Annotated in this window: 3 protein-coding genes; all 3 read right to left on the bottom strand. The window is 74.1% G+C overall.

The window, feature by feature from the left end; translation table 11 throughout:
* Positions 1-237 (bottom strand): hypothetical protein (locus ACIHCL_RS35155; RefSeq protein WP_399868472.1); only part of this gene is annotated, 237 nt, incomplete at its 3' end.
* 163 nt (positions 238-400) lie between these two features.
* A complete protein-coding gene (locus tag ACIHCL_RS35150; RefSeq protein WP_399868470.1) occupies positions 401-7,654 on the bottom strand; it encodes an amino acid adenylation domain-containing protein in 7,254 nt (2,417 codons plus the stop codon).
* On the bottom strand, positions 7,651-14,172 hold the full coding sequence (locus ACIHCL_RS35145; RefSeq protein WP_399868469.1) for an amino acid adenylation domain-containing protein: 6,522 nt from the start codon (positions 14,170-14,172) through the stop codon (positions 7,651-7,653). The genes ACIHCL_RS35150 and ACIHCL_RS35145 overlap by 4 nt, the downstream gene beginning before the upstream one ends.
* Positions 14,173-14,214 lie beyond the last annotated feature (42 nt).

The raw sequence follows: 14,214 nt of genomic DNA, 5'->3' as shown, positions 1-14,214 counted from the left end.
GGACCAGCCGGACCAGCCGGACCAGCCGGACCAGCCGGACCAGCCGGACCAGCCGGACCAGCCGGACCAGCCGGACCAGCCGGACCAGCCGGACCAGCCGGACCAGCCGGACCAGCCGGACCAGCCGGACCAGCCGGACCGGTCGGCGTCCGGCTCCCGGGTACGGACGCCGGGCGAACCGGTCGACCGCGAGCCCCCACCCGCGTACGCGCTCCCGGAGGCGGGCCCCGGCCTCACGCGTACGTGCTCCCGGCCAGGAGGCGGGCTCCGGCCCCCGCGTGCGGCCCCGCTCGGCACACGGGCTCCCGGATGCGGCCCCGCCCCGGCGTGCGGGCAGCTCAGAGCCCGGCCGGAACGGTCCGGCCGGGCTCTGTCGGTGTCTGCCGTCCTTCCGCCGGGGTCAGCCCAGCAGTTCGGCCAGGGTCTCGGCCAGGGACGTGACATGGGGGAGGCGCATGACGCCGAAGTGGTCGCCGGGGACCCGGTGGGCCTCGACGGCGGCGTTCAGCTCCCGCCAGCGGTCCAGATACTCCTGGTAGGTCTGGCCGAGGGCCACCTCGTGCTCCCCGCGGGCGAGTTCATCACTGATGATCAGATGCAGGGTGCCGGGGAAGTAGCGGTGCCGGTAGGTGAGGGTCATCTCCATCACCTCGCGCCAGATCCGGGCCGACGGGAGCCAGACATCGGCCCCGTTCGGCTCGGGGAGCACGATCCCGGTCTCCGGGTCCGCATCGTCCACCAGGTGGTTCAGCAGCTTCAGGATCTCGTCGCGCAGCGCACCCGTGTCCTCCTCCGGGCCGGCCGCTGCCAGCTCCTCCAGCCTGGCGGTGCAGCTCTCGATCAGCCGGAACTCCTCCCACAGGCCATGCCGTTCGTGGCTGTCCAGGCCCGGGTCGAGCAGGATGAACGTCACCTCCTCGCCGTCCGCCCTCAGCCGGTCCGCCATCTCGGCGGTGATCCCGCTGCCGCCGCACCAGCCGAGCAGCCGGTAGGGGCCGTGCGGGCGGGCCCGCCGGATCTCGGTGACGTACCGCTCGGCCATCTCCGCGGCGGTGGGCACCGGCTTTCCGGGGCCGGACTGGAGGCCGGGCCATTCCAGGGCGGCGACCGGCAGGTCCTCGGCCAGGTGGGGGACCAGCCGCTGGTACCAGTGGGCGCTGCCGCCTCCGGGGTGGACGCAGAAGAGCGGCGCCTGCCCGCCTTCCCTGCGCAGCCACATCAGGGCGCTGCGCGAGGTGTCGCCCGTCTCGCCGCGTTCCGCCGCGGCGGCGATGGCGTCCAGGGTGTGGTGCTCCACGAAGGCCCGCACGGTCAGTTCCAGGCCGTGGCGTTCACGCAGCAGTGCGATGGCCCGCAGAATCAGCAGGGAGTGTCCGCCGAGCAGGAAGAAGTCGTCGTGGGCACCCACCCGTTCGAGGTTGAGGACCTCCGCCCACACCTTTGCCAGGGCCCGTTCGGCGGCGGTGCGCGGGGCCACCACCTCGCCGCCGGTGCTGACGCCGCCCGGGGCCGGCAGCGCGGCCCGGTCCAGCTTGCCGTTGGCGTTCAGCGGCAGCTCGTCCAGCCGGACCCAGGCGCTGGGCACCAGAAAGCCCGGTACCCGCTGCCGCAGGGCAAAGCGCAGGGCCGCCGGGTCGAAGGCGGTGTGCTCCGCCATGACGACATAGCCGACCAGTTGCTTGTCGCCGTCCGGGCCCGGACGCACGGCCGCCACGGCCTCGTGCACTCCGGGCAGGCCGTTCAGTCCGGCCTCCACCTCGCCGAGCTCGATGCGGTGGCCGCGCACCTTGACCTGGTGGTCACGGCGGCCCAGGAAGTGGAGGACACCGTCCGGGTCCTGGCGGACCAGGTCGCCGGTCCGGTAGAGCCTGCCGCCGGGCCAGGTGCCGGTGGGGTCGGGGACGAAGCGGTCGGCGGTCAGCTCCGGCCGGCCCAGATAGCCGCGGGCCACCCCCGGGCCGCCGAGCAGCAGCTCGCCGGGGACGCCGTAGGGAACGGGGTTGAGGTCCTCGTCGGTGACCAGCGCGGTGGTGTGCGCGATCGGCAGTCCGATGGGCAGGGGCCGGTCCGTCTGCTCCACGGTGAAGCCGTGCTGCCCGGTGGCGAAGGTGGTGCACTCGGTCGGCCCGTACATGTTGCTGACCCGCAGCCCGTGACCGAGCGCGGTCCGCACCCGGCCGGGGGAGAGCACGTCCCCGCCGGCCAGCAGCGCACGCAGCCCGGTCAGCGCCTCGGGGCAGCTCTCCACCATCAGGTGGAAGAGGCTGGTGGTCAGGAACGCCACGGATACTCGCCGCTCCCGCAGGACCTCGGCGATGCCCGCCGTGGTGGGGGTGCCGGGCGGGGCGAACGCCAGCCGGCCGCCGTTGGCCAGCGTGCCCCACAGCTCGAAGGCGGAGGCGTCGAAGGCCAGCGGGGAGACCACCAGCACGGTGTCGTGCGGCCCGATCTCCGCGTGGTTCTCGCCGTGTACCAGGCGCACGACGTTGCGGTGCGTGACCTGGACGCCCTTGGGGCGCCCGGTGGATCCCGAGGTGTAGATGACGTAGGCGGTGTTGTCCGGACCGGTGCCCGCACCCGGATCGGTCCGCGGCTGTGCCTCCAGCTCGGCCCGTTCGGTGTCCAGCAGCACGGTCCGGACACCGCTCGTGAGCAGTCCGGACAGCCGGTCGGCCAGCGCGGAGCGGGTGACCAGCAGCCCGGCGCCGGAGTCGGCCAGCAGATAGCCGATCCGCTCCTCGGGGTACTCCGGGTCGACCGGGACGTAGCAGCCGCCCGCCTTCACCACACCGAGCAGGGAGATCACCGTCTCCGGGCCGCGCTCCAGGCAGACCGCGACGGGATCCTCGGCCCGGACCCCGCGGGCCCGCAGCAGATGGGCGAACTGGTTGGCACGGGCCTCCAGTTCGCCGTAGGTGACGGTGGAATCCCCGTCGTCCAGGGCCACGTCCTGCGGCCGGGAGCGGCCGGCGATCAGCTCCGGCAGGGTCACCTCGGGCGGCAGCGGACGGGGCTCCGGGGCGAGTGTGGGCCTGGCCAGCTCTGCGGCGTGGAAGGCGCCGGGGGCGGCCTCCGGCCGCTCGGCCATGGCCCGCAGCACCTCCACGAAGGTGGCGGCCATCGCCTCCAGCCGGGCCCGTCCGGCCCAGCCGGGGCGGCAGGTCATCCGCAGTTCGCCGGGGAAGGTCCACACGTCGAAGGTGAACTCGTTGGGACTGCTGTCGGTGACGGCCTCCGGGGCGGTGCCGGAGTGGTCCAGCACATGGAAGTCGAGATAGCCGAAGATCACGTCGACCAGCGGGACGCCGCCGCCCCACTCGCGCTGCATGGCGGGCAGCGGATAGCGGCGGTGCGGCCAGACGGCCGCCTCCTCGGCGAAGACCGCGCGCAGCAGCTCCTCCCAGCTGGGCGCGTCCAGGTCCACCGCGAACGGCACGGTGTTGAGGTACATGCCGCGCACCTCGTCGCCGTCCGGCAGTTCGGGGCGGCCGTTGCACACGGCACCCGCGAAGAAGCGGCGCTGCCCGGAGATCAGGCCCAGCAGCTTCAGATGCGCGGTGTAGAGCACCGTCTTCAGCGAGGTGCCGGTACGGGCGGCGAGCCGGCGCAGCGCCGGGTCCAGCTCGGCCCAGGAGACCCGGACCTCGTGGGCGGGCCCGTCGGACTCCGCGAGCGCGGTGGGCGCGGGCAGCTCCAGGCGGGGGAAGCCGCCGATCCGGCCCTGCCAGAAGGCGCGGTCCTCCGCCGAGTCGAGCGAGGCCCGCTCCAGCGCGATGAAGTCGGCGTAGCGGGCGCGCGGCGGCGGGGTGACGGCGCAGTCGGCGTCGTCCCGGACACGGCCGTAGTCGGCGCGGATCTCCTGGATCACCGAATGGTGGCTCCAGCCGTCCAGGATGGCGTGGCACTCCGTGTGGGTGAGGATCCAGGTGCGCTCACCCGTGCGGTGCACGTGGTAGCGCAGCAGCGGGGCGCGCTCCAGATCGAACGGTACGCGCTGCTCGGCGGCGCGGAACTCCGCGACGGCGGATCGCTGTTCGTCCGGTGTCCGCCCGCGCAGATCGGTGAATCCGACCTCGGCCTCGGCATGCCGGTGGACCAGTTGGAGCGGCCCGGAGAAGCCGGACAGCCGGAAGGAGGTGCGCAGGATCTCGTGCCGGTCGACGAGCCGCCGGATCGACTCGCGCAGCGCCGGGAGGGAGAACGGGCCGTCGTCGGTGAAGTGGAAACTGCTGACGTTCTGGTAGGTGTTGGCCTCCGGGTCGGCCAGCAGCTCGTAGACCATCCCGGCCTGGACCTCGCCCAGCGGGTAGGCGTCGGCCAGCCCGTCCGGCAGCCGCTCCCGGTCGGCCGGGTCCAGTTGGGCGAACGGCGCGACCAGCTGGTGCCCCTGCCCGCTGCCGGCGGTCTCGGTGGCGACGCTGGCCAGTTGGGCGGCGGTGGGGTGGGTGAACAGGTGCTGTACGGACAGGGCCAGGCCCCGGCCCTGGAGGGCGCCCACCGCGCGGATCGCCCGGATGGAGTCGCCGCCGAGGTCGAAGAACCGGTCGTGGACGCCGACCTGGTCGAGGTCCAGCGCGGCGGCCAGCTCCTCGGTGATCGCCCGCTCCACGGGGGTGCGCGGTGCCGTGTACTCACCCGCCCGGCTGTCGCGGCTGCGGTCGGGGGCGGGCAGCGCCTTGCGGTCGGTCTTGCCGCTGGCGGTCAGCGGGAGGGCGTCCAGCACCATCCAGTCGGCGGGCACCATGGCGTCCGGCAGCCGCTCGCGCAGCCAGGCCCGGATCGCGCCGGTGTCGGGTGAGGCGGTGCCCACGCCCGGGGTGGCCGGTGCGGGGTGGCCGGTGACATAGGCCACCAGCCGATCCTGGTACACCGCGACGGCCGCGGAGGCGACCGCGGGGTGCTCGTGGAGCACCTCCTCGATCTCGCCCAGTTCGATGCGCTGGCCGCGGATCTTGACCTGGTGGTCCAGGCGGCCCAGATAGTCGATGGAGCCGTCCGGCAGATAGCGGGCCAGGTCGCCGGTGCGGTACAGCCGTCCGCCGGGCGTTCTACCGAAGGGGTCCGGGACGAAGCGGTCGGCGGTCAGCGCCGGTCTGCCGACGTAGCCGCGAGCCAACTGGACGCCGCCGAGCAACAGTTCGCCCGGGACCCCGACCGGCACCGGCCGCAGCGCCGCGTCCACGATGTAGGTACGGGTGTTGGCGATGGGCTTGCCGATGGTGACCCGTCGGCCGGGGACGCACGGGGCGCTGGTGACGTCCACGGCGGCCTCCGTCGGGCCGTAGAGGTTGTGCGGGGCGATCCCGAGGCGTTCCATTGAGGCGGTGACCAGGTCCCCCGGCAGCGCCTCCCCGCTGCACACCACACGGCGCACCGAGGGCAGCGCGGGGACGGGGCCCGAGAGGAACGCCCGCAGCATCGACGGCACGAAGTGCAGGGTGGTGATGGACTTCTCGGCGATGGTCCGGGCCAGATAGGCCGGGTCCCGGTGGCCGCCGGGGCGGGCCATGACCAGGGTGGCGCCGGTGGACACCGGCCAGAAGAACTCCCAGACCGAGACGTCGAAGCCCATCGGGGTCTTCTGGAGCACCCGGTCGGTGGCGTCGAGGCCGAACTCCCGCTGCATCCAGTGCAGCCGGTTGACGATCGCCCGGTGCTCGACCAGCACCCCCTTGGGGCGGCCCGTGGAACCGGAGGTGTAGATCACGTACGCGGCGTCGCCCGGACCGGGCGCGGCTCCGGCCCGGCCCGGAACGCCGTCCGGGAGCAGTCCGTCGTGCGCCAGCTGCAGGACCGTGACATCGGCCGGTACGCCCGCGGGCCCGGCCCCGGTGTCGGTGAGCAGGATCCGGGCGCCCGAGTCGGCCAGCATGTACTGGCGCCGCTCCAGGGGGAGTTCCGGCTCCAGCGACAGATAGGCGCTGCCCGCCTTGAGTACCCCGAGAAGGGCCACCAGCAGGCCGCGGGAGCGTTCCAGGCACACCCCGGAGACGGTGCCGGGGCCCGCGCCCCGGGCCCTGAGCGCTGCGGCCACGGTGTCCGCGCGGTGGTTCAGCTCCGCGTAACTGAGCGTGCCGTCCTCGTCGGTGACCGCCACGGCGTCCGGGGTGGCCGTCGCCTGGGCCTCGAACAGGCCGTGCAGCGTCCCGGTGGGGTACGGGGTGGCGGTGTCGTTCCACCGGTGCACCACCTCGTCCAGCTCCGGCCCGGACATCAGCTCCAGCCCGCCGACCGGGGCGTCCGGCGCGGCGACGGCGGCAGCCAGCAGCCGGGTGAAATGGCCGGCCATGCGTGCCGCGGTGGCCGGGTCGAACAGCGCGGTGGCGTAGTTGAGTCCGCCGGAGAACGAACCGTCCGGCCGCTCGGTGACGCTCAGCGTCAGATCGAACTTGGCGGTGGTCTCGCCGACCGCCCGCCGCTCCACCGCCAACGTCCCGGTACCGCCGTCTTCGAGCCCGCGGGGGGCCTGCCCGTCGGCACCCTCCCAGAGGAACATCGCGCTGAAGAGCGGTGTACGGGAGGGGTCGCGCTCCGGAGCCAGGGCGTTGACCAGCCGCTCGAAGGGCACCTCCTGGTGGCCGTAGTCGTCCAGTGCGCCTTCCCGGAGCCGGGTCAGCACCTCGGCGAAGCCGGGGGCGCCCGAGAGATCGGTGCGCAGGACCAGGGTGTTCAGGAACAGCCCCAGCATCTCCTGCGTCTCGGCCCGGTCCCGGCCGGAGACCGGGGTGCCCACCGCGATGTCGGTGCTGCCGGTGTACCGGCTCAGCAGCACCTGGAACGCGGCGAGAGCGGCCATGAACGGGGTGGCGCCGTGCTCGCGCGCCAGCCGGGAGAGGCGGCCGGCGACCTCGGCGGGCACGGTGAACGGGGCGAGGGCCCCGGTCTCGTCCCGGACCGCCGGACGCGGCCGGTCGGTGGGCAGTTCCAGTGGCGCGAGCCCCGCCAGCCGCTTGTGCCAGTAGCCGATGCCCTCCTTCAGCCGTTCCTCGGTGAGCCGTTCGCGCTGCCAGAGGGCGAAGTCCGCGTACTGGAGGGCCGGCGGTGCGGGCGCCGGCCGCTTTGGACCGGTCAGCCGCCGGTACCCGTCGATCAGCTCGCGCACCAGCAGGTCCTCCGACCAGCCGTCCGCCGCGATGTGGTGCACGGTCACGAAGAGCGTGTGCTCCTCGGCCGCGCATCGGGCCAGTACGGCACGGAGCACGGGCCCTTCGGCCAGGTCCACCGGCTGCCGCCGCGAGGTGCCCAGCTCGGCCAGGCGGCGGGCGCGGTCCTCCGTGGCGAGCCCGGTCAGGTCCTCCTCGGCGAGGTCCACCGGCGCGGGCGCGTCGATGACCTGGACCGGGCCGCCGTCGACGACCGGGTAGCGGGTGCGCAGCACCTCGTGCCGGGCCACCAGCGCGTCCAGCGCGCCCCGCAGCGCCCCGGCATCGAGGGGCCCGCACAGCCGCAGCGCGGCCGTCATGAGATAGGTGGTGGCCCCCGGGCTCAGCCGGTCCAGCACCCACAGTCGCTGTTGGGCGAAGGAGAGCGGCAGCGGGCCGCCGCGCGGGGCGCGGGCGATGCCGTCGGACGGGGCGGGGGCGGCGGCCCCGCGCAGCCGCTGCCTCAGCAACTGGGCGCGGAGTGCCGCGGGGTCGAGCGTCTGGTGCGTCATCGTGCGCCTTCCGGGTTCAGCAGTTCCGCGACCTCTGCGTCGGAGAGCTGGGCGATAGCGGCCTCGACGGCCTCGGTGACGGCCGCCGCGAGGGCGGCGACCGTGGTGTTCTCGAAGAGCCGGCGCAGCGGGAGGTCCACCGCGAAGGACTCCCGGATCCGGGCGAGCACGCGGGTGGCCAGCAGCGAATGGCCGCCCAGGGCGAAGAAGTCGTCCTCGGCACCGACCTGTTCGATACCGAGCGCCTCGGCCCAGATCGCCGCCACCATCTCCTCGACCGGGCCCCGGGGCGCCACATGGGCGCGCTCGGTGGTGGTGGCCGGGGCGGGCAGGGCCTTGCGGTCGATCTTCTGGCTGGCGGTCATCGGCAGGGTGTCCAGGGCGGTCCACAGCGCCGGAACCATGTAGTCGGGCAGCCGCTCCCGCAGATGCTCGCGCAGTACGTCCGGGTCGGGGGCGGGGGCACCGTCCTGGCCGGTCACATAGGCGGCCAGCTGTCGGTTGCCCGGCGTGATCTCGGGTGCGGTCACGGCCGCCGCGCCGACGCCGGGGTGGCCGGTCAGGGCGGCCTCGATCTCACCGAGTTCGATGCGCAGCCCGCGGATCTTGACCTGCTGGTCGATCCGGCCCAGGAACTCCAGGATGCCGTCCGGCCGGTACCGCACCAGATCGCCGGTCCGGTACAGCCGCTCGCCCGCCTCGCCGAACGGGTCGGGCACGAACTGCTCGGCGGTCAGCTCCGGCCGTCCGTGGTAGCCGCGGGCCAGCCGGACGCCGCCGACGCAGAGTTCGCCGGGGACGCCGAGCGGTACGGGGCGCTGCCGCGCGTCCAGGACGTAGGCCCGGGTGCCGGCGAACGGACGGCCCAGCGGCATGGACGCGGTGTCCCGCTGCTCGTCGTGCTCGACCGCCTCGGTGTGCAGCAGGCAGGTGACGGTGGCCTCGGTGGGGCCGTAGCAGCAGACGAACCGGCCGGGCAGCCCGCTCGCGGACCACTGCCGGGCGTCCGCCACGGTGACCACATCGCTGCTGAGGTTGATCAGCTTCAGCCCGGTGAGCACGCTCGTGTCGTAGTTCATCGCCTCCCGGTAGTAGGCCGGGGTGGTCTCCATGACCGTGACGCCGTGTTCGGCGAGCCGGGCCGGGAGTTCGTCCGGACTCCAGAACAGCGGATCCGCGATCACCACGGCGGCGCCGGTCAGCAGCGGGGCGGCGATCTGCTCCATCGCGACGTCGAAGGTCAGCGAGGAGAGCTGGACCACTCGTTCGCCGGGGCCGATGCCGTACGCGTCGGCGGCGATCCGGCAGTGGTGGGCGTAGGCGCGGTGGTCGATCATCACCCCCTTGGGTCGCCCGGTGGAGCCGGAGGTGTAGATCATGTAGGCCAGGTTGTCCAGGGCCACCGGGACGTCCGGCAGTTCCTCGGCCGCGTCGGTGGCAAGGTCCCCGGCGTCGAGGGCGTCCACGGTGAGCACCTGGAGGCCGTCGCCGGTGAAGGTGGCCGTGTGCTCGGCGGTGGTGACCACGAATCGCGCCCCGGCGTCCTCGACGGTCCGGGCGAGACGACGCCGCGGATGCCGGGGGTCGAGCGGTACGTAGACCGCGCCCGCCCGCAGCACACCGAGCAGCGTCACCACGGCGTCGATGCCGCGTTCCTGGCAGGAGGCCACCACCGTCTCGGGACCGGCGCCCAGCGCCCGCAGCCGCCGGGCGAAGCGGGAGGTCCGTGCCTCCAGAACGCCGTAGCCGAGCTTCTCGCCCCCGCATATCAGGGCGACCGCGTCCGGGGTGCGGGCCGCCTGCCGGACGAACAGCTCCGGCACGGTCAGGTCGCGCTCGGCCTCGGGGACGATCTTTGGCAGCCGTGCGGCGTACGGGTCGGGCCAGCTGCCGAGCAGCTGCCGCCGTTCGGCGTCGGGCATCAGCTCCAGCGCGGCCAGGGCGGTGTCCGGTGCGGCGGTCACGGACTCCAGCAGCCGCAGGTAGTGGGCGGCCAGCCGCTCCACCGTGGCGCGGTCGAACAGCGCGCTCGCGTACTCGAACCAGCAGTGCATCCGCCCGTCCGGGCGCTCCTTCACGGTCAGGGTGAGGTCGAACTTGGCCGTCCGCGGGCCCGCGTTGATCGGTTCGGCAGCCAGCTCGCCGAGGGTGGTGGTCAGCCCGCCCATGTGCTGGTGCTCGAACATCACCTGGAACAGCGGGTTGCGCGACAGGTCGCGTTCCGTCCCGAGCTCGTCCACGAGCTGCTCGAACGGCACGTCCTGGTGCGCGAACGCCTCCAGGCAGACCTCCTTCACCCGCGCCAGCAGCCCAACGAAGGCCGGGTCGCCGCCCAGATCGGTGCGGATCACCAGGCTGTTGACGAAGAGGCCGAGCAGCCCCTCGGTCTCCTCCCGGGTGCGGGCGGCCACCGGGACGCCCACCGCGATGTCGGTGCGCCCCGTGTAGCGGTGCAGCAGCACCTGGAACGCGCTGAGCAGGGTCATGAACGGGGTCGCGCCGTGCCGGTTGCCCAGCTCGGTGACCGCCCGGCCGACGGCCTCGGGGACATCGACGATGACGGTGTCCCCGGCGGCGTCGCGGGTCGCCGTCCGGGGCCGGTCGGAGGGCAGCTCGACCGGGGTGAGACCACCGAGGCGCTCCAGCCAGTGGCCGAGGTGGCGGCCCCTCTCCGGTCCGTCCTCCCGGCCGCGCTGCCAGGCGGCGAAGTCCGCGTACTGGACCTGGCCGGGGCGCAGCGGCGCCGGCCCGCCGGCGGCGAGTGCGGTGTAGGCGGTGTCCAGGTCGCGCAGGAACACCTTGGTGGACCAGGCGTCGAAGGCGATGTGGTGGGCGGCGAGGGCCACCCAGTGGTCCTCGGGGGCGGCGCGGATCACGGTGACCCGCAAGGGGTGTTCGGCCGACAGGTCGAAGGGGACGCGCAGCGCCTCCTCCAGCAGCCCCCGGGCACGGGCGGCCACTTCGTCCGCGCCGCCGTCGGCGCCGGTGAGGTCCACCAGCCGGAACGCCACCGGGCCCGGCGGGTCGATGACCTGTACCGGGCTGCCGTCCCGGTCCGCGTACCGGGTGCGCAGCACCTCGTGCACCCGGGCCACCTCGTCCAGCGCGCCCCGGAAGGCGGCGGTGTCCAGCGGGCCGCGCAGCCGCAGCGCCAGTGGGATCAGATACTCCTGGCTGCCCGGCTCCAACTGGTCCAGGAACCACATGCGCTGCTGCCCGAAGGAGAGCGGCAGCTCGCCGTCCCGGGGCACCGGGACGATGCCGTCGCCCGTGCCGCCGGTGCCGTCGCTGCCCTGCCCGGCCTCCGCGGTCTCGGCGGCTTTGGTGGCCCGGTCGATGCGGGCGGCCAGGGCGGCGGGGGTGCGGTCGGCGAAGAGCTCGGCGACCGTCATCTCGATGCCGAAGGCGCGGCGCAGCCCGAGGACCAGCCGGATGGCGAGGAGCGAGTGGCCGCCGAGGCCGAAGAAGTCGTCGTCCAGGCCCGGTTCGGGGATCTCCAGGACCGTGGCCATGGCCTCCACGACGGCCCGCTCCGTCGCCGTACGCGGGGCGGTACGGACCGCTTGCGTCGCGGCCGGTTGCCGCGCGGCCTCCTTTGGGCCGGGCAGCGCGCGCCGGTCCACCTTGCCGCTGGCGGTCAGCGGCAGGGCGTCCAGCAGCATCAGCCGGGACGGCACGACCGCGGCGGGCAGCCGCGCGGCGAGGTGGGCCAGCAGCTCTGCCCGCAGCTCCGTGTCGGCGGCCCCGGCGGCGGCGGGCACGGCGTAGGCGGTCAGCTCCAGTTCGCCGTGCGCGCCCGGCCGGGCCACCACTGCCGCTGCGGCGGCCCCCGGGTGCGCCAGCAGCAGGGCCTCGATCTCGGCCGGTTCGATCCGGACGCCATGGATCTTCACCTGGTCGTCGGCCCGGCCCAGGAACTCCAGGGTGCCGTCGGCCCGCCAGCGCACCAGGTCGCCGGTGCGGTACCAGCGCCCGCCGGGCACGGCGGCGTACGGGTCCACGCCGAAGCGTTCGGCGGTCTGCCCGGGGCGGCCCAGATAGCCGCGGGCCAGTCCCACGCCCCGTACGCACAGTTCCCCGGGTACACCGATCGGGACCAGCAGGTCGGCCCGGTCCACCACGGAGACGCCGACGCCCGGCAGCGGGGCGCCGATGGCGACCGTGCCGGAACCGGGCAGCCTCTCGCCCGTGCAGCGGTGCGCGGTCGAGTCGATGGAGCACTCGGTGGGGCCGTAGGTGTTGGAGACCTCCACCCCGGGCACGACCGCGCGCAGCCGCTCGCACAGTTCGCCGGGCAGCGGCTCGCCCGCCGAGCTGACCAGCCGCAGCGCCGTGCAGCCGGCCAGTGCCGGTTCCTGGACCAGCAGGCGCAGCACGGAAGGCACCAGCTGGAGCAGGGTGACCCGGTGGCGGGCCATGGCGGCGGCCATCACGGACGGATCCCGGTGCGCGTCCGCCGGGGCCATCACCACGGTGCCGCCGGAGACCAGCGGGGACAGGAACTCCCACAGGGAGGCGTCGAATCCGATGGTCGTCTTCTGGAGCAGCCGGTCGGCGGCCGTCATCGCGTACGCCTCCACCGACCACAGCACCCGGTTGCGCAGCCCGCCATGGGTCACCACCACGCCCTTGGGGGTGCCGGTGGATCCGGAGGTGTACACCAGGCAGGCCGCGTCGTCCGGTCCGGCCGGGTAGGGGAAGACGCCGGGCGGGGCCGTCCTTCCGGCGGACCACTCGTCGTCCAGCGCCCGTACCCGGGGGCTGTCCTCGAAGCGGTCGCGCAGCGCCTCCTCGGTGAGCACCAGCTCCGCCCCGGAGTCCGTCAGCAGGAAGTCCCGCCGGGCGTCCGGGAGATCCGGTGCCAGCGGCACGTGGACGCCGCCGACGGCCAGCACGGCCAGGATCGCGGTCACCAGCCGCGGGCCGCGGTGCAGGCTGACCGCGACCGGGTCGCCGGGCCGTACCCCCTCGGTGTGCAGTCGGCCGGCCAGCTGTGTCACCCGCTCGGCCAGCCCGGCGTAGTCCAGCGAGCCGTCGTCGTCGGCGACGGCCGTCGCCCGCGGGGTGGCGGCCGCCTGGTCGAGCACCAGGCGGACCAGGCCGTGGCCGGCCCGGTCCGCCTTCGCCGGACGGGCCGTGCCCCGCCCCCAGGCGGTGAGCGTGGCGCGCTCCGCCGGAGCGGCCGGCTCCAGCCGGTCCACCGGGGTGCCGGGGGAGGCGACCACCTGGTCGAGCAGATGCACGAAGTTCTCCGCCATCCGCTCGATCCGGTCCCGGTCGAAGAGTGCGGTGGGATAGATGAACTCACCCGCCACCGTGCCGTCCGGGCGCTCCGTCAGATGCAGGGAGAGATCGAAGGCGGAGCTGTGCGCCCCGCCGCCGGCCCGGGTGACCTCCAGGCCCGGCAGCGCGAACGGGCGGCGATGCGCGTTGTGCAGGGCGAACCCGGCCTGGAAGACCGGGTTGCGGCCCGCGTCCCGCTCCGGGGCGAGGGCCGCGACCACCCGCTCGAAGGGCACCTCCTGATGGCTGTAGACGTCCAGGGTGGTGTTCTTCACCCGGGACAGCAGCTCCCGGAAGTCCGGGGCCCCGCCCAGGTCCGTGCGTAGCACCACCGTGTTGAGGAACAGGCCGATCAGCCGCTCCAGCCGGGCGTCGTCCCGGTTGGCCAGCGAGACCCCGACCGAGATGTCGTGCGCGCCGCAATAGCGGGCGAGCAGCAGCTGATAGGCGGCGAGCCCGGCCATGAAGAGCGTGGCGCCCTGCTCCTTGGCGAGCGCGGCGAAGCGGGTCGCCAGCGGGGCCGGCACGGTGAACGCGACCGTGTCCCCGGCGGCGTCCCACCGCGCCGGACGCGGCCGGTCGGTGGGCAGCTCCAGAGGCGCCGCCCCCGCCAGCCGCTCCCGCCAGTGGTCGAGCTGACGCTCCAACAGCTCTGGCTGGGCCGCCCACCACTCGCGCTGCCAGTCCGCGTAGTCCGCGTACTGAAGCTCCAGGGGCTCCAGCGGTGAGCCGGCACCGGAGGCGAACGCGCCGTACAGCTCCCGTAGTTCGTCGGCGAGCAGGCCCCAGGACCAGCCGTCGAAGGCGATGTGGTGGAAGGTGAGCAGCAGCGCCCAGTCCTCCGGCGCCAGCCGGACCACGGCCACCCGCCAGGGGTGTTCCCGGCGCAGATCGATCGCCGCGCCGGCCCAGCCGGCGCCGAACGCCGCCAGGCTCTGCTCGCGCCGGTCGTCCGGGGCGTCGCTGAGATCGGCGAACTCCGGTTTCACCGGCTCGGGTTCATCGATGACCTGGACGGCGACACCGTCCTCGTCGGCGTACCGGGTGCGCAGCACCTCGTGCCGGGCGGCGATCTCGGTGAGCGCGGCGGTCAGCGCGTCCGTGTCCAGCGGGCCCCGGATTCTGAAGGTCTCGTGCATCAGATACTCGGCGGCGTCACCCGACCTGAGCTGGTCGAGCAGCCACAGCTGTTCCTGTGCGAAGGACAGCGGATAACCGCCGTCGACGGGTGCCATCGGTCGTGTCTCCCTGGGCAGGTGGTGGTGGGGCGTCGGATG

It is taken from the genome of Streptomyces sp. NPDC052042 (genome assembly GCF_044548345.1).
In the GTDB taxonomy this organism is placed as follows: Bacteria; Actinomycetota; Actinomycetes; order Streptomycetales; family Streptomycetaceae; genus Streptomyces.
The sequence above is the reverse complement of the archived record's forward strand: the minus strand, read 5'-3'. Positions and strand labels throughout refer to the sequence as shown.